This is a genomic window from Paenibacillus camerounensis (assembly GCF_000723885.1).
GTDB classification, from domain to species: domain Bacteria; phylum Bacillota; class Bacilli; order Paenibacillales; family Paenibacillaceae; genus Paenibacillus_AQ; species Paenibacillus_AQ camerounensis.
Genome location: NZ_CCDG010000038.1, coordinates 12,175 through 36,313 on the forward strand (window position 1 = coordinate 12,175; position 24,139 = coordinate 36,313).

General features: G+C 54.2%; 21 protein-coding genes. 5 read left to right on the forward strand and 16 right to left on the reverse strand.

What is annotated here, in order from left to right; translation table 11 throughout:
- The first annotated feature begins 43 nt into the window (after positions 1-43).
- A complete protein-coding gene (pepT, locus tag BN3772_RS14225; RefSeq protein WP_042200199.1) occupies positions 44-1,276 on the forward strand; it encodes a peptidase T in 1,233 nt (410 codons plus the stop codon).
- A gap of 680 nt (positions 1,277-1,956) precedes the next feature.
- Here the strand turns inward: pepT and BN3772_RS14230 are convergent.
- The 7 genes from BN3772_RS14230 to BN3772_RS14260 all read right to left on the reverse strand — a co-directional run bounded on the left by BN3772_RS14230 (position 1,957) and on the right by BN3772_RS14260 (position 10,446).
- Complete coding sequence (locus BN3772_RS14230; RefSeq protein WP_042200201.1) at positions 1,957-3,093, reverse strand: NADH-dependent flavin oxidoreductase; 1,137 nt, start codon at positions 3,091-3,093, stop codon at positions 1,957-1,959.
- 77 nt (positions 3,094-3,170) lie between these two features.
- The gene (locus tag BN3772_RS14235; protein WP_042200203.1) at positions 3,171-3,545 is read right to left on the reverse strand and encodes a winged helix-turn-helix transcriptional regulator; all 375 of its coding nucleotides are present in this window, start codon (positions 3,543-3,545) and stop codon (positions 3,171-3,173) included.
- Between the two features lie 165 nt (positions 3,546-3,710).
- Complete coding sequence (locus BN3772_RS14240; RefSeq protein WP_042200205.1) at positions 3,711-5,102, reverse strand: ABC transporter substrate-binding protein; 1,392 nt, start codon at positions 5,100-5,102, stop codon at positions 3,711-3,713.
- 91 nt (positions 5,103-5,193) lie between these two features.
- Positions 5,194-6,855 carry a response regulator gene (locus tag BN3772_RS14245; protein ID WP_052380506.1) on the reverse strand — a complete coding sequence of 554 codons (1,662 nt, stop codon included), beginning with the start codon at positions 6,853-6,855 and terminating at the stop codon, positions 5,194-5,196.
- Positions 6,830-8,593 (reverse strand): sensor histidine kinase, encoded by a 1,764-nt coding sequence (locus tag BN3772_RS14250; RefSeq protein WP_042200206.1) that lies wholly within the window; start codon positions 8,591-8,593, stop codon positions 6,830-6,832. Before BN3772_RS14250 ends, BN3772_RS14245 begins: the two co-directional genes overlap by 26 nt.
- 50 nt (positions 8,594-8,643) lie before the next feature.
- Positions 8,644-9,462 (reverse strand): carbohydrate ABC transporter permease, encoded by an 819-nt coding sequence (locus BN3772_RS14255; protein WP_167336673.1) that lies wholly within the window; start codon positions 9,460-9,462, stop codon positions 8,644-8,646.
- An 87-nt stretch (positions 9,463-9,549) separates the two neighbouring features.
- Positions 9,550-10,446: a carbohydrate ABC transporter permease gene (locus tag BN3772_RS14260; protein WP_042181576.1), complete on the reverse strand. Its 897-nt coding sequence runs from the start codon at positions 10,444-10,446 to the stop codon at positions 9,550-9,552.
- A 253-nt stretch (positions 10,447-10,699) separates the two neighbouring features.
- Here BN3772_RS14260 and BN3772_RS14265 point away from each other — a divergent pair, with 253 nt between their 5' ends.
- Positions 10,700-13,294: a heparinase II/III domain-containing protein gene (locus BN3772_RS14265; RefSeq protein ID WP_042200207.1), complete on the forward strand. Its 2,595-nt coding sequence runs from the start codon at positions 10,700-10,702 to the stop codon at positions 13,292-13,294.
- 300 nt (positions 13,295-13,594) lie between these two features.
- Positions 13,595-13,915: a cupin domain-containing protein gene (locus BN3772_RS14270; protein ID WP_042181580.1), complete on the forward strand. Its 321-nt coding sequence runs from the start codon at positions 13,595-13,597 to the stop codon at positions 13,913-13,915.
- 658 nt (positions 13,916-14,573) lie between these two features.
- Here BN3772_RS14270 and hxlB read toward each other — a convergent pair.
- Both hxlB and hxlA read right to left on the reverse strand, forming a co-directional pair.
- Positions 14,574-15,128, reverse strand: coding sequence for a 6-phospho-3-hexuloisomerase (gene hxlB / locus BN3772_RS14275; RefSeq protein WP_042200208.1), 555 nt, complete (start codon positions 15,126-15,128; stop codon positions 14,574-14,576).
- 6 nt (positions 15,129-15,134) lie between these two features.
- Positions 15,135-15,767, reverse strand: a complete 633-nt coding sequence (gene hxlA / locus BN3772_RS14280; protein ID WP_042200209.1) for a 3-hexulose-6-phosphate synthase — start codon at positions 15,765-15,767, stop codon at positions 15,135-15,137.
- 275 nt (positions 15,768-16,042) lie between these two features.
- Between hxlA and BN3772_RS14285 the strand changes: the two genes are divergently transcribed.
- On the forward strand, positions 16,043-17,428 hold the full coding sequence (locus BN3772_RS14285) for an MATE family efflux transporter (RefSeq protein ID WP_042200210.1): 1,386 nt from the start codon (positions 16,043-16,045) through the stop codon (positions 17,426-17,428).
- Positions 17,429-17,541: 113 nt separating this feature from the next.
- Here BN3772_RS14285 and BN3772_RS14290 read toward each other — a convergent pair whose 3' ends face one another.
- The 6 genes from BN3772_RS14290 to BN3772_RS14315 form a co-directional block, all read right to left on the reverse strand.
- Positions 17,542-17,790, reverse strand: a complete 249-nt coding sequence (locus BN3772_RS14290; protein ID WP_042200212.1) for a hypothetical protein — start codon at positions 17,788-17,790, stop codon at positions 17,542-17,544.
- 181 nt (positions 17,791-17,971) lie between these two features.
- Complete coding sequence (locus BN3772_RS14295; RefSeq protein WP_042181586.1) at positions 17,972-18,202, reverse strand: cold-shock protein; 231 nt, start codon at positions 18,200-18,202, stop codon at positions 17,972-17,974.
- Between the two features lie 212 nt (positions 18,203-18,414).
- On the reverse strand, positions 18,415-18,615 hold the full coding sequence (locus tag BN3772_RS14300) for a cold-shock protein (protein ID WP_036722718.1): 201 nt from the start codon (positions 18,613-18,615) through the stop codon (positions 18,415-18,417).
- Positions 18,616-18,914: 299 nt separating this feature from the next.
- Positions 18,915-19,193 carry a hypothetical protein gene (locus BN3772_RS14305; RefSeq protein WP_042200214.1) on the reverse strand — a complete coding sequence of 93 codons (279 nt, stop codon included), beginning with the start codon at positions 19,191-19,193 and terminating at the stop codon, positions 18,915-18,917.
- A gap of 97 nt (positions 19,194-19,290) precedes the next feature.
- Positions 19,291-20,397: an MBL fold metallo-hydrolase gene (locus tag BN3772_RS14310; RefSeq protein ID WP_042200216.1), complete on the reverse strand. Its 1,107-nt coding sequence runs from the start codon at positions 20,395-20,397 to the stop codon at positions 19,291-19,293.
- Positions 20,398-20,486: 89 nt separating this feature from the next.
- On the reverse strand, positions 20,487-21,200 hold the full coding sequence (locus BN3772_RS14315; RefSeq protein ID WP_042200217.1) for an HAD family hydrolase: 714 nt from the start codon (positions 21,198-21,200) through the stop codon (positions 20,487-20,489).
- Positions 21,201-21,350: 150 nt separating this feature from the next.
- Between BN3772_RS14315 and BN3772_RS14320 the strand changes: the two genes are divergently transcribed.
- The gene (locus BN3772_RS14320) at positions 21,351-22,391 is read left to right on the forward strand and encodes a copper amine oxidase N-terminal domain-containing protein (RefSeq protein WP_042200218.1); all 1,041 of its coding nucleotides are present in this window, start codon (positions 21,351-21,353) and stop codon (positions 22,389-22,391) included.
- Between the two features lie 92 nt (positions 22,392-22,483).
- Here the strand turns inward: BN3772_RS14320 and BN3772_RS14325 are convergent, their stop codons facing one another.
- Positions 22,484-24,058 (reverse strand): sensor domain-containing diguanylate cyclase, encoded by a 1,575-nt coding sequence (locus BN3772_RS14325; RefSeq protein WP_086074580.1) that lies wholly within the window; start codon positions 24,056-24,058, stop codon positions 22,484-22,486.
- Positions 24,059-24,139: the final 81 nt, after the last annotated feature.

Consider the following 24,139-nt stretch of genomic DNA (forward strand, 5'->3'; position numbering starts at 1 on the left):
CTGTAATTAAACATATTTTAGATGAAGAGGAGCTGACTTACCTGTGAAAGATGAACTGATTAAACGGTTTGTATCCTATGCACAGATGGATACCCAGTCAAATGAAGAAAACGATACCTGTCCTTCTACCCCGGGGCAAATGGAGCTGGCCCGCAAGCTGGTGGACGAGCTGCAGGAGCTGGGACTAACGGAAGTTACCGTGGACGAGCATGCCTATGTAATGGCTACTCTGGCTGCGAACACCGATAAGGAAGTGCCGGCGATCGGATTCCTGGCCCATCTCGATACGGCAACGGATTTTACCGGTACCCATGTGAAGCCGCAGATCATCGAAAATTATGACGGCGGCGATATTGTGCTGAACCGGGAGCAGAATATCATCCTGTCCACGGCCAGCTTCCCGGAGCTGCCTGAATACAAAGGGCATACCCTGATTACAACGGACGGCACCACCCTGCTGGGTGCAGATAACAAGGCCGGAATTGCCGAGATCATGACTGCTATGGCTTATCTGATCGCCCATCCCGAAATCAAGCACGGCAAAATCCGTGTAGCCTTCACCCCCGATGAGGAGATAGGACGCGGACCGCACAAGTTCGATGTCGCCGCCTTCGGCGCTTCCTATGCATATACGGTTGACGGGGGACCGCTCGGCGAGCTGGAGTACGAGAGCTTCAATGCCGCTTCCGCCAAAATCACCTTTAAAGGTGTCAACGTCCATCCCGGAACCGCCAAGGGTAAAATGGTCCACTCCTCCAAAATCGCAATGGCCTTCCATCTCAGACTGCCTGCCGGCGAATCGCCTGAATTTACAGACGGTTATGAGGGCTTCTATCACCTGATCTCCATGCAGGGAACGGCGGAGCACAGCAAGCTGGCCTATATTATCCGCGACTTTGACCGTGCAAGCTTCGAGAACCGCAAAGCGAACATCTCCGCTATCGTTGACGAGTTCAAGTCCACCTACGGGGATGAGAATATACTGCTGGAGATGAACGACCAGTACTACAATATGCGCGAAAAAATCGAGCCGGTCCGCCACATCGTCGATATCGCCCACGAGGCAATGGAGAATCTCGGCATTACACCGGTAATCCGCCCCATCCGCGGCGGCACCGACGGCTCGCAGCTGTCATATATGGGACTGCCTACGCCGAATATTTTCACGGGCGGGGAGAACTTCCACGGCAAATTCGAGTATGCATCCGTCGACGTTATGCTCAAGGCCGTGAATGTAATCGTAGAAATCTCCAGGCTGTTTGAGGAAAAAGCTTAACCGCTGCTTGGGATCAGCGGATGGCAGTGGCGCCGCCTGCTGATGCGGGAATGTTGCCGTAATTGCAATAATAGTCTTAGTCCATGCGGGTTGCGGCTGTTGGGGCGGCTTCGGCGGTTACGTCGGTTGAGTGGACCAGAGGTACTTGGGCTGTTGCTGCGAGCTGCACAAATTACATCAGCTGGGGCAGACAGGCCAAATCCCGGTTAGTTAAAGTAATCTGACAGTTGCTGTAGCAGGTACGCATGCGTGGCAGCTGAGGAAGGTATCTTAGCCGTGGTAACCGTGATATTCAGCAGTTTTGCAGGGTTTCCGGATGAATAGCTCCTGTTAGCGATATAAAACAACCCCCGGCAAAAGCGGATGCTTTCAGCCGGGGGCTGTTTTTGTGCTTATTTACTTTCTGAGAAGCTCTATCGCTTTCCACCTGTTACTCGCTTAGCCTAAGTCTTGCGGAAACTAGGCACCAGGGGATGAGCTATACCGGGGTAGCAATTGCTCCATTAAAGGGATTTTTCCCTTTAATCAATCATTTTCGGGCCACCACCAGCACCATTAAAGGGATGTTTCCCTTTAATGGTGCACTCCCGGGCCGCCATCGGACCGTCCCAGGCCCAGCCGCGCCCGCCAGCGTTGCCCTAACGCCTAAGCGGCGGCACACGGCACGCTTCCCGAGCGCTCTATCCCTTAAGCGGCAGCCAGCCCGTCGGGCGGGAGATTGCGCCCCACAGCGGGTCAGGGATAACCAGCTCGGCCTGGGCTGAGGTATCCAGCTCGGTCGCAATGTCGGCGGCGCGGCCTTCTGCAAGCTTCTGCACATAGTCCGGATCAATCAGCAGCGGACGGCCGAGCGCCACCAGTTCAATGCCGGTATCCAGGCTCTTCAGCGCATCCTCCGGCTTGTAGAGCGAGCCGACGCCGATGACCGGCACAGCACCGCCCGCGCGGTCGACAATCTGTTCGATTCTCGGACGTTCATCTTCCGTGCCGCGGCGCGGCAGTGACCACAGCTCCATCAGCGAGGCATGCAGGTAGTCGAGTCCTTCCTCTTTGAGCGCATCAATCAGCGCGAAGGTCTCAGCCATTGTAATTCCCGGTGTTTCCGGCTCTTCCGGAGAGAAACGGTAGCCGACAATGAACGGGGTGGATGCATACTCACCCGCCACGCGCTTCACTTCACGCAGAACGGCGAGCGGGAAGCTCAGGCGCTTCTCCAGGCTTCCGCCCCAGCGGTCCTCGCGGCGGTTGGAATGCGGCGAGAAAAACTGCTGCAGCAGATAGCCGTTAGCGCCATGGATTTCAACACCGTCGAAGCCGGCCTCAATGGCCCGGCGGGTCGCTGCACCGAAATCAGCGATGATCACTTGAATCTCCTCATCCGTCAGCGTGCGCGGTACAGGTCCGTGCCCGCCGCCCGGCAGCTCGGACGGAACATCGCTGGCGCTGACGGTCTGGCCGTCAGGCAGCAGCTCCGGCGGACACTGGCGTCCCCCGTGAAAGATCTGCAGCACGGCCTTGGCACCCTCGCCCTTAATCGCCGCAGCCAGCTGGCGCAGGCTCGGGATCAGCTCGTCGCGGTCAGCGCCGAATTCCCCGGGGAAGCCCTTGCCGCCCCGGCTTACATAGACACATGCTGTAACAACCATACCGGCGCCTTTGGAGCGGCGGATATAGTAATCAAGCTCAGGTCCGGAGACCGTACCGTCCTCATTGGAAGAAAAATTCGTCATAGGCGCCATAACCACACGGTTACGCAGGGTAACTCCATTATTGAATGCATAAGAGTCCAATAGCGGACGATAATCAGTTTGCGGCATCTCGAACAATCCCTCCATTATTGTATCTGTATCCTTTATACTACACCGCATCTTGCACGCGTCACCGGATAACAGTGCTATTCTCCAGTCTGGCTGTTGTTTTTCCAGACCACATTATTCCCGTAATCCTTACCCCAGTCATACATCATCCGCAGCACCGGCAGCAGGCTTTGCCCGTAATCCGTCAAAGAGTATTCTACTCTCGGCGGGACCTCGGCATACACTTTTCTCAATACAAGCTGATCCTCCTCCAGCTCACGGAGCTGGTTAGTCAGCATTTTTTGCGTAATATGGGGAATGAGCTTCTTCAGCTCGCTGAAGCGCTTGGTGCCTTCAAGGCCCAGATGCCACAGGATGATCAGCTTCCATTTGCCGCCGATAACGGCAAGCGTAAGCTCCTTCTCGCAGTTAATTTCCTGCAGATTGATACGGTCTTTAATTTCCGTTGCCAAGATATGCGCCCCCCTCTCATTCTTACCTATCATACTACAAAACACCCGGCCCCCGCACATCGCCGCCATCCGCACAGACAACCGGTCCGCCGCTGCCAAGCACCATACACATACCCGTAAAAAACAAAGACCGCAGGCTCAAGGCCCGCGGTCTCAATATTGGATTTACTCGATAACCAGGCTTCCCTGCAGATCAGCTGCACTGAAGTCCGGCTGTGCTTCAACTGTAGTATCTCCTGCAGCAACTGCTTTTTCCAGTGCCGCATTATAACGGGTGTTCAGATCCTGAATTTCTTTATCAAGGTCTCCGCCGGTAAAGATATATCTGTTGAACACGTCCATCTTCTTGGTCCCTTCCAGACGTCCTTCAGTAGCACCGAATGGAGTAGCCGGATAGATTCCGTCGAACTTGGTTGGCAGGAAGTACTCGATGCCCGCAATATCCGGAGCTTTCGCTGCAGCGGCTACAGAAGGGATAACGGATACGCCGTATCCGCCTTCCTGATAGGCGGTCTGTACGTCATCGCTGTACATCCATTCGATGAACTTCCAGGCTGCTTCCTTGTTGGCCGAATCCTTGCTCATTGCCAGATAGCTGCCGGAGATAACCTGGCTTACGCCGTTCTGCTGGCCGTCGATGGTCGGCGGCAGTGCTGCAGCCCAGCGGATTTCAGTCGGGAACTGGGTTTTGTATACGCTTGGCTCTACAGAGTGGTTAAAGTACATTCCGATTTTGCCCTGGGCGAATTGTGCACGCAGCGGGTCAATATCAAGCGATTCCGAGCCCGGCATCATGCTGCCGTCCTCAACGATCTGCCGCAGCGCTTCAAGTGTCTCTTTGTACATGCCAAAATCAAATTGTCCGGTCTGGAAGTTGAAGCCTTCCTGTCCTTCAGTCTTGCTCAGCGTTGTAATCGGATGGGCGATACGCTCAAAGCCGCTGCCGCTCTTGAAATTGCCGGCAAGTCCATAAGCGCCTTCAGCCTTGCCTACCTCGGTAATCTTCTTCGCATCCTCTACCATCTCGGCCAGAGTGGTCGGCGGCTCGGTAATGCCGGCCTTCTCAAACAGATCCACGTTGTAGATCAGGCGCCAGAACTGGCCGATATTCGGCAGGGTGTAGATTTTACCGTCAACGGTGTTCTTTTCATTAATCAGGATGCTCTCGAACCGGCTCTTCATCTCCGGTGTAATGTATTCATCGAAGGATTCCAGGTAGCCCTTCTTCACCCATGTCGGCACGTTGCCTGTATCCACACGCAGAATGTCCGGCGCCTGTTTACTGGAGAAGGCAATATCCACGGACTGTGCATAGTTATCAGCCATTACCTTGAATTCGATATCTACATCAGGGTTAAGCCCCTCGTATTCACTGATCTTCTGTTCAATAAAATCGGAATCATGACGGTCGATCGACCAGTAGACCAGCTTGGTTTGTCCGGCAGCGGCATTACCCTCTTCCGCCTCGGCATTTGTATTATTGGAAGATGCACAACCGGCCAGCGAACCCGCCAGCAGCAGCGAAGCACCCGCCAGCATCCATTGATTTCTTTTCATCTAAAAAAACCTCCCTTTATGTTTGTAATCGCATTCATTTCATATAAAAAGTATAGAATGACTGCCCTCTTGTGAGTGAAGGGGAAAACAACTATTCAGGGGAGACGAAATCACTGTTTCCTCGCTGTACGGCTGAACTGTACTTTGAACGGAAGTCGGTGGGGGTCATCCCGGTGTATTTTTTGAATAACTCTGTAAAATAAGGCCGGTCCTCATAACCGAGCGAGACAGCGATATCCTGCACCTGCATACCCTCAAGCACCAGCTCCTTGGCCTTCTCCATTCTGCGGCTGATAATATACTGGGCCAGCGTCATGCCCATCTCCTTCTTGAACAGGTTGGAGAAATAGCTCGGGCTGAGATGCACCTCACGTGCACAATCCGCAACGGACAGGTTGCGGTGCAGATTGCCGTTGATGTGGGCGATGGCGCGCTCAACCAGCACACGGGCATCGCTGGTCTGGCGGATCTGCACATAAGCGCAGCCCTGGCTGCAAAAATCGCGGATCTGCCTGCGCAGCTCCTCAAAGGAAGCGGCTCCGTTCATCTCGGCCAGCTTCTTCTCCAGCGTCTTGACCTCAGCATCCGAGGCCTTGTCGGAGAAGACCCGGTGAATGGAATGGGCCAGCTCCAGGCACATGGTCTTGACGATGGCCGGATCAGGCAGAACAGGAGAGCTTACCCATTCGCTCCAGATCCCGTCCAGCTGCTCCTCCGCCTTGGCCAGATTAGCCGAGCGCAGACAATAGAGCAGCTCCTTCTCTTTATCATAGGAGTATCTGGGCAGGGCGGCATCCGCCTCCGGCGATTCCACATAGCGGTAGACACTGTTGCCTCCGGTCAAAAAAGTGTTCGTCAGCGCGGACATAGCCTGGGCATAGGATACCGACAGCTGCCCGGCCTCCTCAACGCCGCTGCCAATGCCAATCGATACCGTCTGGTAGGTATGCCTGCAGACATTCTCACGGCATTTCTCAGCCAGCTGCTCGGCATCAAGCGCAGACGGCGGATTCATGACAATGACGAACTGATTGACATGCTCGCGGAATACAATGCCGTCGGTGTGGGCGGCAATCGTCTCCTGCAGAATGTTCTGCACTGCAAAGCGGATCAGCTCCACCTCGGCTACAGCCATGGATGCCGTCCGGTCAGCAAAAAAGTCAATCTCCGCCACCATCACGCAAAAGCCGCTGCGCTTCATCTGAATCGCATAGAAATCCCACTGCTGGCTCAGATGCTGCTGCCGGCTGCCGTAACGGATCAGGAGCCGCATATATTCCTGGCGCAGATAAGGCATGCTCTCGCGCAGCTTCTGCTCCATTCCCCGCATCTGCTCGGCCTGCGAGCGTTCGCGTTCCAGCACCTCTTTGGCCTTCAGGACCGATTCCAGCACCTGCGGCCGGGTAAACGGCTTGACGATCAGGTCGAATGCACCGAGCTTTACCGCCTCCTGGGCGTAAGAGAAATCGGAGTACCCGGTCAGAAAAATCAGCTTGATCTCCGGCTGCTCAGCCAGAATCGTCCGCATCATCGTCAGCCCGTCGGTGAAGGGCATACGGATATCAGTCAGGACAATATCCGGCCGGTGCTTACGGATCTGTACCAGCCCTTCCTCACCGTTGGCTGCTGTTGCAGCTACGGTAATGCCGTGCTCCTCCCAGGGAATCCGCTGCGACAGGCCCCGGACGACGGCCGGAATATCATCAACGATGCATAATGTAATAGGTTCAGCGTGCTTCAGGATAAACTCCACCTTCCAATGGGATTGAGAGAACCGCTTCGGTCTCGGTATACGGGCTGCTGCGGAACAAGAGTCCGCCCTCCCTGCCGTAATAGATCTGCAGACGGCTGCAGATATTGGTCAGGGCATAACCTCCGCTGCTGACAGGCTCCTTCAGCCTTGCGTTCAGCTTGTCCGCGTCCATGCCCGCCCCGTTGTCGGTAACCCGGATTACAAGCTGCCCCTCCTCTTTGGTCACGGCGACCGTTATCATTCCTCCGCCCCTCAGCTCCTTCAGCCCGTGCAGAATAGAGTTCTCCACCAGCGGCTGGATAATGATCTTCAGTACAGGCAGGTCGAGCAGCTCCGGAGCGGCAGTTATTGTATAATCGAACAGCCCTTCATAACATTGCTGCTGGAGATTCAGATACTGGCGGACATGCTCCAGCTCCCGGCCCAGCGTGGTTAGCTCCTGCCCGTTGTTAAGGCCTAACCGGAAGAGGGCAGACAGCGAAATCACCATTTGCTTCACGTCCTCATATTCATCCATTTCACATTTCCAGAAAATTGTATTAAGCGTGTTATATAAAAAGTGCGGCTCAATCTGCGCCTGCAGCGTCTTAATCTCCGCCTTGCGCTTTTCCTTCTCCGTATCCTTTACCTCGGTGATCAGCTCGCCGATCCGGTCCAGCATCTGGTTGAACTTGCGGCCGGCATCACCGATCTCATCCTGGAACGGACTTTCGAAGCGGGCGCCCAAGTCCTCCTGCTCTACCCGGGACATCGTCTTTTGCAGCTTCAGCAGCGGCCCAAGCAAGAGGGCCGACAGGTACCGGGACAACAGCAGGGCAATCACCACACAGCCTGCCATGACCATCAGCACCAGCCACTGGATGCTGCGCACAGGCTGCAGCAGCTCCTTCTTGGACAGGTAGCTGACCAGCAGCCAGTCATCGGCATAGCCCGACTCGGCATAGCTGACCAGCATAGTGCCGCCTGCTGCCGGATACTCAAAGTTGCCGCTGTCCGCTTCCAGCATGCGGTCCATAAAGTCTGCCGAACGCGACCAGTCCGGCCGCTCCTTGTCTCCAAAGACGCTGTCACCCGCCCTGTTCACCAGCATGAACTTGGCACTGCCGAGGCTGGCGCCTCCGCTGACCGTATCCTCAAGAATATCCTCCTTCACATTGACCGCGAGGAATACATCGGGTACATAATTCTCCGTCAGCGGCTGCAGCAGCAGAGAGATAACCTGATGCCTGCCGGCAAACAGCTCGTCGGGATGGCTCTCCACCCAGTTCGACTCCGGGTTCTCCCTTATCCGCTGATACAGCAAAGACTCCATAAATGGAGTCGCTGTTCTACGCAGATTACCGGCGGAATAGAAATCTCCGCCGGGCGTACTGATCAGGATCGATTCAATGGAATTCTCCGTCAGCTCCGCCTGGGTAAAGGGGTTCTGCAGCACGGAGAAATTCGCAAAGTACCGGTCTGTATTATTCGCTTGTATATCTCGTATGGTCTGCTTATAGGCATCGCTCAGCATAATGGTCGAGGAGGCCACGATAATCTGCTTCAGCTTCTGGTCCAGCACGTTGACCGACTGGTTGAGCACATTGCGGTTCAGGTCGGTGGAGTTGCGCTCCATCGCCCGCGAAGCGATCGAGTAGGCCCCTACGCCGGTTATAGAAATGCAAAAGACGGTCAGCAGGGTGAATGACAGCCATATTCTTTTTTTGAGTGAGGTCCGGTACAGCCAGGCCTTCAGCATAATTCCACATCCTTCACCGGCTGGCTGCCCGGACTATCGCCGTGCCAGCCTTAGCCCTTAACAGAGCCAGCCGTCATCTGCATAAATGATTTGTTGGCAAAAATATAAACGATAATCATCGGCAGCATGGACAAGCATGCACCGGCAAGCATTAACTGCGGCTGAGCCGCATCCCCGACGCCGTATTTCAGTCCGGCCAGACCTACAGTCAGCGTCTGAAGCGCCGGCTGGGTCATCGTGAAGACCAGCGGCAGGATATACTCATTCCAAGCGCCGCGGAAGGTCCAGAGTGCAGTTACACCCAGGGCCGGCGTCAGGAGCGGCAAGATAACACGAAAGTATACGCTATAGAAGTTACAGCCGTCAATAAACGCTGCTTCGTCAAGTTCCTTCGGGATGGCCCGTACAAAGCCGATCAGCATGAAGAAGGCCGTCGCATGGGCGCTGATCAGGATGATGATGACGCCCCAGAGCGATTTTTGCAGATTAAGCGCAACCATAAGATCGAACTGCGGGCGGAGCACAACGGCACCGATGGAAATGAACAGGGTGCAGGACTGAATAACTACATACACCCGTTTTCCGTAGAAATCCACTCTCGCTACCGCATAGGCCGCCATTGTTCCGATCAGCAAAGTGCCTATTGTCGTAAAGGTACTGATGAACATACTGTTCCAGGTGAACCTTGCAAAATTAGCCGAGGTCCAGGCCTGGGTGAAGTTCTCGAATTTCCACTCCTTCGGCAGCAGTGTCGTGCCCGTGGTCAGCTCCAGATTGGATTTCAGCGACCCGAAGAAGGCGAGGATGATCGGAAAAAGGGCGAAGCCCGCAACCAGCAGCAGGAAAATCCACAGCAGTACCCGCGACAACAGCGCTTTAGACTTGATTGTACTGGCAGGAGATGAAGTTATTTTTGTATCCGCTTGTAATGTGCTCACTGTTCATTCTCCTCTCTTTTAATAGATATCATTCAGTTTCTTGGAAACGTAGAAGTAGATCAGGGTAATCAGCCCGACGATAACCGCAGTTGTGAAGCCGACCGCACTACCGTAACCGAACTGCTGGATGCTTGAGCCTCCGCTGGATACCGGGAAGAACAGCTTATACAGATAGAGGTACATCACTTCCGTTTTGCCGTAAGGTCCGCCCTCGGTCAGTACCATAATGCTCTCGTAGCCCTTCAGCGATACGGTGATCGCCAGCATGATAATCATCTGCAGCACGGGTCCAAGCATAGGTACGGTGATGCTCCACATTTTGCGCAGCGGGCCCGCCCCGTCGATGGAAGCCGCTTCATACAGATCCTCGGGAATATTCTGCAGGCCTGCGATAAAGAGCAGCATATAGTTCCCGATCGCTCCCCAGATAGCAATAATGATTGCAGTCAGCAAGGCATATTTGGCACCCAGCCAGTCAATCGGAGAGGATATAATGCCTGCACCCAGCAGCAGCTGGTTCACCATACCGTTGTACGAGTTGAAAATAACATAGAAGACAATCGCCATTACCGAAGCACTGATTACGGTAGGCATGAAATAAATCGCCCGCAGCAGCTGCCGGCCCTTGAGTGCCCGGTTAAGAACCACTGCCAGTATGAACGACAGCGGGATCGTAATGATCAGCTTGCCGCCTGCGTAGATAAAGGTGTTGACTACCGAATGCCAGAAATCTTTATCGCGGAACAGACGTTCAAAATTGTCCAGACCGATGAAGAGCGGCGTGCCGAAGCCCTGATAATCATAGAACATGTACTTTAAAGCCCAGAAAACGGGATATACCCCAAATATCAGTGTCAGTATCAGGCTGGGCGCAACAAAGGTCCAGGCGTTTATTTGACGTTTCGTTCCATTCATTGATTGTTCCTCCTGTCTATTCGGCTTGCGCTTATATCCTAATGATACGTCCCTGTGCAGAGAGACCGTTAGGGAGAAAGCAACTGCGCCAAGGGGGAGAAATTCACTTTTCTGTATCTTTTAAAATAAGTCGGATTGTCCCCTCCCCTGTGCCTGTTTGTCCATCCCTGATGAACCCGCAGTACAGCTATACTTATGGAAGAAAGCAGATTGCGAATACAATCGGATGAACAAGGGAGGCTTACATTTAACGATGAGCTCAGCATATAAAAGCACAGCTGCAGCCCGCCCCTTCGGCTGCTATAACCACGAACAGCTGGACGGGATCCGCAGCAGAATAGACCAGCTGCCGGCAGCGGCGCAGGAATTCGCCAGACAGCGGGAGCTGTCGGGACAGTTCGCCGCGCGCGAGGCTGAAGCCCCGCTTCACCGGCTCGGCGTGTTCCGGGTCGAGCCGTTCGTCTTCAAAGCTCCGGCAGGTGCAGCCATGCTGAAGCTGTCCGTGCATATCCGGGGCCGGGGCATTGCCCGGATCGGCGGCGTACAGCTGACGCATTCCCAGCTCGGCCTGCCGGTCACGCTTCAGAACGGCAGCCTCCGGCATGGGCTTGACGGCTGGACGCAGGAGCCGGGAATCGGCGGCAATATCCGGCTGGAGCAGCTGCCCGGCGGCGGGAGCGGCCTGCAGCCCTCCGGCGTAACGCCGGCGGACGGCGCAGCGGAGGAAGAGGTCCGGTGCGTACGCATCCGGAACGAAGCGGAGGACAGCCTGGCGGTGCTGCGCTATGATGAGCTGCTGCCGGTATCGGCAGGCGGCTATTACGGCATCCAGACCGAGCTCAGTCTGGATGCGCCGCTGGTTAACGGCGGAATCGCTGCCGGCGTTGTGTTTATAGATGCTGCGGGGCAGCCGCTGGGCGCAGAGCTGCTCTCGCCGCTCTTTAACCGGCACACGCTGACCAACTGGGCCTATCTGCTGGAGGCGGCCGGTGCAGATGCCAACCTCTATATGGCAACAGGCGAAGACCGGTATGCGGGGCTTGCCAAGCGCAAGCTGCAGTATATGCTGGCTGATATGCGGCAGGGCATGGATATTTTCCGCCGGGACGGCTGGCATGACGATGACACCTACGGTGCGGTTCATATCGGCCGGGGACTGGCTGCCGTCTCGGTTATCTATGACCAGATTGCCGCAAGTGAGGCCGTCTCGGCGGAGGAGTCAGAATCGCTGCTGGCCAATCTCCGCTACATCGCAGCGATGATGATGGATACCGCCTACTACCGGTTCGATCTCCCTGCCTTCCCGGATGAGAAGGGCGGCATGCGCAGCAACTGGAATGCCGACCGGGCAACCGGGCTCGGCGTCTATGCCCTGCTCTTCCCGCAGGAGCCGGAGAGTGCCGCTTATCTGGAGCATGCCTGCTCCGTAGTGGACTGGCAGCTGGCGGAGGTGGTTGACGGGGATGGGGCATGGCCGGAGAATGTCCGGTACCACGGCGCGGTGCTGCACCGTTATTTCCTGTTCTTCGTGCTGCTGAAGCGTCTGAAGGGCACCGATTATTTCCGCCGCGGCAAGGTCAAGGCGATGTACCGCTTCCTGCTCGGCATCGTGACGGCAGAGGACGTGATCCAGGGCGGCGCGGACGGCGTACCCGTTCTGCTGACCCCGGCCGTCGGTGATGCCAACGTCCAGGAGAAGTGGTTCCGCCTGCTCGGCTACGCCGCCCCGTTCTACACGGAGGAGGACCCGCAGCTGGCGGCGGAGATGGTCTGGACCTGGAAGCGCGGCGGTGCACCGGTCCAGGATACCGGCGCGTTCCCGCTGCCGCTGGTCGCACTGCTCTATCCGCAGCCGGAGCTGCCGGAGCAGATGCCGGAGCTTCGCTCCGTGCATTATCCCGGCATCGGCTATGTCATCTTCCGCAGCGGCGAGCAGAACCTGCAGCATTATGCCATCTACGAGGCATCTCCGCTGACCTATCACGCCCATCATGATGAGGGCCACTTCTCCATCTGGGCGAACGGGGTGCCGCTGACCCTCGATGCCGGGACCGGCGGCTATTACAATGGAGACCGGCACTGGTATGTATCCGGTGCGGCGCATAATATTGTCCAGTTCGCCGACGGCTCCGGCGGCTACGCGGACGGTCCGCTGAAAAGCGTCTGCAAGGAGGTCAGCTTCACGGAGGAGCTGGATTATGCAAGAAGCCTCATCCCCGATGTGCACGCCGGCGAGTATGAGCGGCATTTCCTGTACATCAAGGCAGGCTTCGATGCCTACCTGGTCTGGGACCGGATTGAAGCCACGGCGGAGAGCGTCTGGAATCTTCATACGCTGAGCAGCGGTGCAGAGATTACGGAGCAGGCCATTGACGCCGCCGGCCTCGGCGGCATGCGGCTCCATGCGCAGATCGCCGAGCCGCTGCGCCCGGCCGTCACTGCCGGCGAGGGCGCTGTCGGCGGAGCTTACCCGCTGGCTGCGCAGCAGCACTTCCGCGTGCACGGCCGCGCCGGCGAAGACTTCGTCGTGCTGCTGCAGCCGCACGACGAAGGGACACCAGCGCTCCGGCTGGAGCCGCTGGCACTGGAGCCCGCGGACGCCGCTGACGGCGTGCGGCTGTATAAGCTCAGCCGCGCGGACGGCGGCTGGTGCGTCGCCGCCCTTAACGGCTCCGGCGTGACCCGCCGGGTCCGTGTTCCGGGCAGCGCGGCGCTCCGCGTGCTTGGCGCGGCGGCGGGCGGCGAAGACGAGCCAGCTCAAGCGTTGGAGCATGCACAAGAAGCTGCTGCCGGAATCCTTATTCTTGAGCCGGGGGCAATCCGGATCGCTATTCCGCAATCAAGCTGACCACGGCAAAGCTCTATTGCCGTTCGTACAATAGAGCCGGCTCGAACCGGCCTGTATAACGGAGCTGCTGCGCTACGTACAATTGATTTGGCTGACAAGCACTCATAGGAGCGCTATTCCTCAATCCTGCTGTACGAATTACAATAGAATAGCAATTGAACTGAATTAAATTTGAGCATAAAATGCCGCCAAGCTATTGTATAGAATACAGTCAAACATCTGCCGGCCAAGAAAACAAAAATAAACGTACGAAGAGGCCGGCAGCAACTATTTTATTAACCTTAAAGGAGGCAATTAATTATGAGTAACCTTGGAGTATGGGAACCGGCGGAGCCGGGAGTTAAGCGCTGCATTCTGAACGCTGCGGCAAGCCTGATGATGATGGAGGTTCATTTCGAGAAGGGTGCCGAGGGCTATGAGCACAGCCATCCGCATGAGCAGATGAGCTACTGCCTGCGCGGAAGCTTCATCTTCCGCATCGACGGCACAGAGCATACCGTATCGGCCGGCCAAAGTATCGCCATCCCGTCAGGCGCCAAGCACGGCGTTACTGCGCTTGAAGCTGATTCAGCGCTGCTGGACGCATTCACACCGATCCGCGAGGATCTGCTGAAGCGTTAAGCTGAGGCGAAGGTAGAAGTAAGGTGAGCAAAGGGGGCGGAACCAGCGGATTTCGGGCGCTGTTCCGCACAGATTCCGGGGAGCGAATATATAGTTGGATTATCGTTGGATGTCGTTAGATTATCGTTAGCCTGCGTTGGCGAACCTCCATTCAGGTTGCTCAGCAAGCTCCCGTAGGCGATCCGGCAACGCGGCTGTCAGCATAGCTGTACTTTGCTGGCTTAGTTGCTTTTAGTTGCTCTTAACTACATTTAGATACACTTAGTTACACTTAGCTGCTCTTAACTGCTCTTAACTGCTTTTAACTGCTCTTAACTGCTCTTAACTGCTCTTAACTGCTCTTAGCTGCTCTTAGCTGCTCTTAGCTACTCTTAACTGCACTTAGCTGCACTTCGTACAACTATTCCTAGCTTATTTACCCGCACCAGCCGCATAACTGCATTCTGTACAACTAAATCTGCCTAAAATGCTCAAAATCAGCTTTCAACGCCATTTTAGCTGCACAGAGTGCAGCTAAAGTGGCAAAGAGCCAAAAAACAGGCGTTTTAGTTGTACAAAGTGCAATTAAGTTAAAAAGTATGGCATCCGCCCAGAACACCCGGCGGCTGCCATACAAAGCAAATAACGCCTGTCCGGATCAGCCGGACAGGCGTTATTTCTATTCGAGGTTCGCATGCTTGCCGAACATCTGGGTGGTTGTCTGGCCGGTCCATTCCATCAGGCGCAGAATGACGGCATCGTAGAACACCAGCAGCGTCTGCTCAAAGAGCGAAGCCATCGGCTGGATGGTGGCCCGCTCACCGCTGGCCTCCTTGGTGGTACCCGGCAGCTGCACAGTGTAATCGGCCAGCCTGCCAAGCGTGGATTCCGGCGCGATTGTGACCAGCGCGACTGACGCGCCGATGGCCTTGGCCTTCTCAGCCATGGCCACCAGGCCTTTCGTCTCGCCGGAGCCGGAGCCGAGCACCAGCACATCGCCGGCTTCGATTCCCGGAGTCACAGTCTCGCCGACGACATAGGCCGCCCGGCCGGCATGCATCAGCCGCATGGCAAAGGCCCGGCCCATCAGGCCGGAGCGGCCGGCTCCGGCCACAAAAATCTTGCCCGACCGCTGCAGCAGCTCAGCGAACGGCTCCGTTCCGCCGGCATCCAGCTCCGCCGCCGAACGCTGCAGCTCACCTACAATCTCCTGTGCGTAGCCCGCAGTATCCATAGTGGATTAAGCCTGGCTAACGAGGCGCTTCATTTCAGCCGCTGCTGCTTTCTGGTCGCTTTCGCCGGTGATTCCGCCACCAACGATAACAAGGTCAGGTCCGGCTGCGATGACTTCCGGGAGAGTGCTCAGCTTGATGCCGCCGGCAATCGCTGTTTTAGCCTGCTTAACCACACCTTTGATCGCCTGCAGGTCAGCAAAAGAGTTTTTACCTTCAGCCTGATGGTCATAACCGGAGTGAACGCAGACATAGTCAACGCCAAGCGCATCTACTTCGGCAGCACGGCCGGCAATATCCTTAACGTTGATCAGGTCAACCAGGATCTCGCGGCCGGTTTTCTTAGCTTCCTCTACAGCGCCTTTAATGGTGGAATCGTCAGATACGCCGAGCACCGTTACGATATCAGCACCTGCTTCTACCGCCTTCATCACTTCATAACCGCCGGCGTCCATAATTTTCAGGTCAGCCAGCACGGTCAGCGCAGGAAAAGCATCCTTGATCGCTTTTACCGCATGCAGCCCTTCGTTAATAACGATCGGAGTGCCGATCTCAACCACATCAATAAATTCAGCAACCTCCGAGACGATTTCCTTGGCTCCGGCGATATCAACAAGATCAAGCGCTAATTGCAATTTCATATATAGTAGCTCCTTTTTCGGTATAGTTTTGTAAGTTCTGGACTTAGTGTAAGTTCATACAGTCGAAAAGGGAAGTAGGCACTTTCCCGTGATGTAGTTACCCGGAGGATACTATTGGACCGGATATGGCTTTATTCAACGGTGTGTTGAAAGAAACTCCGCCAAACTTTTCATTATTTTCGTGAAAAATACTGCAATTTCATAAAAGCTGTGCTAACATACATTAGGTTTGGAAATAAACTTGTGCGACAGCAATGATCCGAAGAGGTGTATAGATGAAAACGAAAGACCAACAGTTCAATCTTATTAAGCTGACCTGGCCGATTTTCCTGGAATTATTCCTGTTCATGCTTATGGGCAGTGTAGATACCTTTATGATCAGCTCTGTGTCGGATGATGCGGTGTCAGGCGTCGGAGCGGCCAATCAGATCATCACAATGGCTATTTTGATCCTCAGTGTTATCGGTAACGGGGCAGCTATTGTCGTCTCGCAGTATCTAGGCTCCCGCAAGCCGCTGGAAGCAGCCAACGTAACCGGCAATGCCGTAACGCTGAACCTGCTCGTAGGTATTGTTCTCAGTGCAGTGCTGCTTTTATTCGGCGGCCATCTGCTGACTGCCCTGAATGTGCAGGGTGATATTCTTGTCCATGCCAAGGTGTACATAAATATTGTCGGCGGCGGGATTTTTCTGCAGGCACTGCTGAATGCGCTGGCTACCACCATCCGTACCTACGGCTTCACTAAGCAGACCATGATGGTTTCGTTGCTGATGAATGTGATTCACGTAATAGGCAACTATATTCTCATTTACGGACATTTCGGACTCCCGGCACTCGGCGTGCAGGGCGCTGCCATCTCTACGGTAGTTAGCCGGCTGATCTGTCTTGTCCTGTTCTTCCTGCTGCTCTATCAGATCATGGAAGTAAAGGTCAAGTGGAGCTACTATATTTCCCTGTCCAAAAAATACGTGATGCAAATTCTTAAAATCGGCATCCCGGCCGCCTTTGAATCAATTACTTACCAGTCCTGCCAGCTTGTGTTCACCCTGTACATCACTTATCTCGGCGCTGAAGCCATGGCTACCCGCCAGTACGCGCTGAATATATCCAATTACATCTACCTGTTCAGTGTAGCTGTATCGATGGGAACCTCCATTATCGTCGGCCACCTGGTAGGGGCCAGGCAGACGAAGGCAGCCTACAGCCGGGTATTCACCAGTGTAAAATGGGCCCTGCTCGTCACCGTCGTAATCGATGTAATTGTCATCGCGTTCCGCGTTCCGCTGTTCGGGCTGTTTACCGATAATGAGACTATTATCATGATGGGTGCGCAGGTCATTCTGCTCAGCTTCTTCCTTGAGACAGGCCGCACCTGCAATCTGGTTATCATCAACTCCCTGCGCGCCTCCGGCGACGCCAAGTTTCCGGTATACATGGGCCTGATCTCCATGGTCTGTATGAGCCTGCCGCTCGGCTACGTGCTGGTGTTCCAGATGAACATGGGACTGGCCGGAGTCTGGATTGCCACTGCTTTTGACGAATGGGTCAGAGCCGTGATTATGTACTTCCGCTGGAAGAGCAGAGCCTGGGAGAAGCACGGCCTGATCCAGCATGATACTGATATGCAGCCTTCGGCCCCTTCCCCCGCCCCGGCTCACTGATCTATACACACAAGGCGGCCCGCCAAGGTATATGTACCTGACGGGCCGCCTTTTTGCATGAATTCTATACTTACGTTTAAAGGAAAGAGTCTTCAGAGGATTATGCGGATTGGTTATATAAAAATAAGCGCCGTAATCCAGCCCTGGTTTATCGCCACATACAATACAGCTACGAGGACAGCCCCCGCTATATAAGTGATTAGCTTCTTCCGGGTAAACTCCTGGTAGAGGTCCAGACAGATAATAATCCCGCCCAGCGCCAAAGAGATACCGAGCAGCAGCGGATTGTGGAAGCTGACCATCACCACATTTAATACGATCATCATTCCCAGCAGTACTCTGACTGCAACCTTTATAAACATCAGCTTCTCCCCCTTCCTTAGCTATCTTAAGAGAGCACGCAGATTTACCTTCAAATCTTGTATTTATTACTATTAATAACATATATATTCCATATCCCAATCATGGTTCAGTACACCCATAATGTCAATAATCATCACAAAAAGCCTGCTCCCCTAAAGGAACAGGCCGTCCGTTCGGGGCTTATCTGATTGAGATGCCCTTTTTGATTGCTTTCATCTCGTGATTTGTGTTCACAAGCATAGGCAGGATTTTCATACTGCGTGTCATCGGCGAATTACACTGCCAGCAGGTCGGGACATATTGAAACGCAAAATTGTCACGCATCCAGCCGGTGCAGCCCTCTTTTGTACATGACCAGATCGCTGTAGACTCCTGCGGCAAATCTTCCTGAGCTTTTTTGCGAAAATACATAAATAAACCCTCCCCAAGTATAATCTCGTCTTTCGTGTAATCTACACAGAAACCTAAGGCAAGGGCTTATAATAAAATCCCCCGCAAAGTGCAGCCTTCTCATGAAGCTGACTCAGGTACTTTACAGGGACCCCACAACAAATACGCTCTATTCTTCAAAAAAAAGCTGCCCTCAACAGATGTTAAGGACAGCTTCTTCGCTTGTTAGCGTATTACAGTTTTACAACGTTTTCTGCTTGTGGTCCACGAGCGCCCTGAGTTACGTTGAACTCAACGCGTTGGCCTTCGTCCAAAGACTTGAAGCCTTCACCAGTGATTGCGGAGAAGTGAACGAATACGTCGCTTCCACCTTCAACCTCGATAAAACCGAAACCTTTGTCTGCGTTGAACCATTTAACTGTACCTGTTTGCATTTGTATTACCTCCAATAGATTATTTAACACATGTCCTTTTATTCTTACGTATTGTACGAACAAATAAAAATTCACACATTGGAAAAGGTTCATACGCACAAATGATAACCTTTTACAATATGTGAATTAAGGGTTAAATTTATGATTAACAACATCATATCACGTACCGTTACCAAAAGCAAATTAAACTTTATAATTAATTCCAAAGAGCTAAATATGCAGTACGAAACGGCCCCGGAAAGCTGCTGCGACTCAGGAATTCACGGCCCTGCAGCAGCCCTCCGGCCCCGTGGTGCCTTCTAATCAATATAACCGGCAAGGCCCTTATCCATCAGATAATCCATTTCGGCATCAAGAATGGTTTCAACGGTCAGCTCGTCCAGCTTTACATCGCGCTGAGCAGTCACATAATCGACCAGATCATCATTATCAATATCAATCTCACCCTTGCTGTCGGCTTTGGCATTATTGATAAAGGTCTGCTCATGCTTCAGAACCAGCTTGATCAGCTTAGGGTCCACCTTCGTCTTGGCGGCCAGCACCTCCAGCAGCTCTTGTTCATTTACTGTATCGCTCATTATATTCAGTCGCTCCTTAGTATTACATCATCTGCGATGGCGCGGGATGCGCCATGAATATCTATTGTAGCATAACACTGTTCCCCGCGCTCCAGCCTCATCTCCACCAGGCGATCGAAGGGTAGAGGTCAGCTCCCACTTGCACCGGCTCGCCAATTCTCGGTGTAGCCAGTCTCAGCCCCTGCTGCTGCGCCGCGCGCAGCACCCGCTCTACAGGATCGGTCCAATCGTGCATGGCGAGGGTGAAGGCTCCCCAGTGAATCGGGATCATTAGCCTGCCCCGCAGATCAAGCTGCGCCTGGACGGTCTGCTCCGGCATCATATGAATATCTGCCCACCGCCGGTCATATTGCCCGCATTCCATCAGCGTCAGGTCGAACGGGCCGTAACGCTGCCCGATTTCGGCGAAATGCGGGCCATAGCCGCTGTCTCCGCTGAAGAAGACCTTTTCCTGCCCGCCCTGAATAATCCAGGAGCACCACAGTGTAGTATTGCGGTCCAGCAGACTCCGCCCGGAGAAGTGCCTTGCCGGCGCGCTGGTGAGCGTCAGACCAGCAAAAGATATGTCCTCCCACCAGTCCAGCTCGCGGATACGTTCTGCGCTTATCCCCCACCGTCTCAGATGCGCGCCTACGCCAAGCGGGACGATGAACAGGGAGGCTTTCTGCTTCAGCTGCCGGATTGTCCCGTAATCCAGATGGTCATAATGATCATGGGATAATACAACCGCATCAAGCTGCGGCAAATCAGCCAGTTCAATGGGCAGCTGTCTGCTGTAGCGCTTACCTCCGATGAAGGGAAACGGGGATGGTGCACGGCCCAGCATCGGGTCAAGGAAAACGGCAGCTCCTGCGATCTCCAGCAGAACCGCTGAATGCCCGAACCAGGTAGCTCTGGTGTCCTTGTCCTGCCGGATGGAGCCGGTCAGCAGCGGCTGGGGCTGAAGCGGCTGCTTCGGCCTGGAATTGGGATTGCCTTTGATGAAGTCCCTGAGGATCGACAAGCCTCCCTCCGGGGCAGCTTCAGGTGCAGGCGTCTCAAAGGGATAGATGAACTTGCCCTGGCGGTATTGCAGCGAACGGCTCCTTAGTTCACGCTCGGCCCTCGAGCCCCGGCCGCCAAAGGCCGGATACACACTCATGACGATATAAGCAGCGGCAACCAGCGCCAGGATGGACGCTGCAATAATGATGATAACGGTCATTCGGTTGTCCTTCTCTCTTACTGAATTAAGATTATGGACATATTATACGGCGCTATACCCGCCCGGGCAAATGTAGCACTTAGCAGGTCTTATCCGTTCCATCCGGGGATTTGCCGCAAGTCACCGCTCAGGATCTCCACTGTGCTGTTAGCCGGAATACCGCGCGGAGAGGAGGCTGTCTCTATGTAACAGGAATCAATGCCTACAGCATTAGCTCCGGCAATGTCGGTTCGCGGATCATTCCCGATCATGACTGCCGAGCTCAGATCAGCACCGTAATGCTCCGCCAGATAACGGTAAAATAAAGGATCAGGCTTGCTCACCCCTGCTTCCGAGGAAATGGCGATTCCGTCGAACAAATGCAGGATGCCCAGCATCGTCAGCTCCGCTTCAATAAAGGTTTTTTGGCCGTTAGAGAGCAGGAAGACCTTTTTACCCCGGCTTCTGAGCCGCCCCAGAATCTCCGCCACTCCGTCATACAGAGAGATATGAATCATGGATAAGGTCCGCATCCAGCGCACGGTTTCATGGAGCCATGCCTGCCCCGGCTCCCCGCCCAGGTCACGGGCTACAGTCCGGAACACCTCTTCCATTACGAAATCCGGATATTCACAGCGCTCTGCTGCCGCCGCCAGCTGCCGGTCCCGCTCTGCCACATACTGCTCCTTCAGCTCTGCACCGGTAATATTCATACCTTGATAGCTGAAATGCAGGGACAGCCGCTCCCATACCTCCGGGTGCTCTTCATCCGTCTCAATATCAATCAGGGTGCCATACAAATCAAAAATATACGTATCGTACATATCTGCTTTCCCCTTTCTGTATCCCTTTTTCTCACACCAAGTGTACTACAAATGAACAGTCAAACTGAATAACGATGCAACAAAAGCGGTTCCGCTGCCGTTTAGTACATGACAAACAACTGACAAACTCAACCAAAGGAGCTTACAACTATGAGCACATCCCTAAAAACAAGTGCAGTCCTGCTAACCCTATCCCTGGCCCTGTCCACCGGAGCTGTTTCTGCCGCTCCTGTCATTACTTCCCTCAGCACAGGTACAACACCGCAAGCTACCGGCACTGCTGCCGTTAAGACATTTGCAATTGAACTGAACGGTTCCGCCATCTCAGAGCAGGCCTTCCAGCCGTCAGGCGCTGCTGAGCCGCTTGTCCCCCTGCGCGCAGTTGCGGAAGCCCTGGGCTTCACCCTTACCTGGAACCAGGCCGGTAAATCGGCAGAGCTGAACAAAGGCAATATTGTCACCACTGTTAAGAGCGGCGAAGACCGTTATACCGTTAATAGAATGAACACTACACTCGGAACAGCACCGCTGACGAAGGAGAACAAGCTGTATGTTCCCGCCTCCTTTGTGAGCAGTGTACTGCAGCAGACCCTTTCCGTGGAGGGACAGACAATTGTGATCGCCTCAGCAGCAGAGCATATGACGGGGAATGGTGTTATTACAGCCGTCAATACAGACGCAAAGTATCCGTCCGTTCAGATTAGAGGCACCGGAACATCCGGCCTTGTGCTTAATGTAAGCGGAGATACCGCCTTTCAGAAGGCTGACGGCACCAAGCTGACCTTTGATGATTTGCAAATCGGTATGACCATTGAAGCAGAGCATGCCTTATTCTCCACAAGAAGCCTGCCGCCGCAGTCCCCGGCTTATCAGATTACTGTGCTTGATTCTGCGCAGCCGGCAGATTTGCTGGGAACAGAAGGCAGTGTAGAGGAAATAAAGACCTCACAAGACGGGACCTCCATGATCCGCATTAACGGGTTCGGCCTTACTGAAACGTCCCAGAGTGACATTATACTCAACCTGTCCAAAGATACTGTTATTGTTAATGAAAGCGGCGAGCCTGTAGAGGCCGGAGCCGTTGTACAGGGCACACAGGTCATCGGCTTCTATGGCCCGATGCTGACCAGAAGCCTGCCGGCTATCGGGACAGCCTGGAAAATTGTCGTAATAACCGCAGCGCAGGAATAATACGTACACAATAAGGACCGCCGGCCTCGTCAGAATGACGGTCCGGCGGTCCTTCTGTTCGCTTCCGGCATATGCCGGAAGGATTCATAAGGCTACAGCTTACGGGCCTCCAGCAGGGCAGGCTGCCGTCCGAGTGTAACCCTGTTTTTGCCTCCGGTCTTGGATATGTACAATGCCTCGTCCGCCTCACGGTACAATGCCTCAAAGGTTGCACCGCTGTCCTCCGTAAAGGCGATGCCGACACTGACAGTCAGATTAATCCGGTGCCCGCCGTCCAGCCTCACGGTGTGCCGGGACATTTCACTGCGGAACTTCTCCGCCTCCTTCAGTGCGGCTTCCTCACTGTCTGCAAAGAAGCAGACTGCAAATTCTTCGCCTCCGACGCGCCCGGCAATTCCCCTGTCCTCGTACAGACGGAGTATTTTATGCGAGAAATCAACCAGTGCCTGATCCCCGGCCACATGCCCGTATGTATCATTAATCAGCTTGAAATCATCGATATCGAACAGCAGCAGGGCAATTCCCGCCTCATCCTGCAAGGCATAGTTCTCAATCAGCCGCATGAAGTGCCTGCGGTTATAGAGGCCGGTCAGATCATCCACTGTGGCCTGATAGAGCAGCTCGCGCTCATACCGTTTCTTCTCGCTGAGGTCACTGAACACGATTAGCATGCCTGCGGCCGCCCCGTGCCCGGCCTCCGTATCGATCAGAGACAGCCCGTAGCAGGCCCCGTCTGTGCCGGGAACATCCACTTCGAACTGGCCCTCCATACGCCGGTAATAGCTCACCGCGACTTCACCGTACCGTTCCAGCAGCAGGAATATATTTTTGCCCAGCCACGATTTCTCCGTCCGTTCTGCCAGTACCGACAGCATGCGTTCGCCGGCTTCATTGATATCGATTATTATGTTGTGGCCGTCGGTCAGCACAATGCCGTCCTTCATATTCTCAATGATCTGCTTCTTCGCCCGGGGATAGAGGGATAGCTCCAAATTGCGGAAGATGGAAAAGTAACCGACGATTACAGGAGGAAGATAGGTAAAGGCGATAAAGCCGGGAAGCGTAATTTTGAGCAGCGGGAGCAGGAAAATAGATCCGATGGGAACCAGCAGACTGAGCAGCATCAGCACATTCCACTTAAAATAATGTTTGGACGCGTTCAGCAGCGAAACGGCAAGCAAGAAAACAGCATACACGCCAAACAGCTGGTCATACGCAATGAGCGTCATATTCAGCGCGGTCGGATGCACCACAATCCCGCTCACGCCCGCTACTGTATTCATGCCCACTCCGGTACGCATAAGATGATGCCAGGAATCTGTAAAGATCAGCAGCACATACACAGCTACCGGAATGCAAAAAAGAGCCAGCCGTCTGTTCAGCCCGTCCGAGGATCGTGTTATGTATTCTTTAACAAAAGCATAGATAAAAATGGTACTCAAAAAAAGCGGAGCCTGCTGGAGGTTTCTCCACCACAGCTTAGCCTGAAAGGACTGGGAGAGAATTTCTCCGGCCGTAGCCGCAAAAATCACGCTGACCAGCAGCATTAAGATCCATAAGTAGCGCCTCCCTGGTGTGTTGCGGTGCCGGTAAGAGTTGACGCCCATGTAGAGACTTAGAACACTGCCCATAATTAAATAATAGGGATAACCCTGCATCCATGGCATGTCATATTTCTCCTATTTTTATGATAGCTTTGCCTTATTATATCCTACTCCTCTACACAATTGAACCTTCTTCCGAAAATA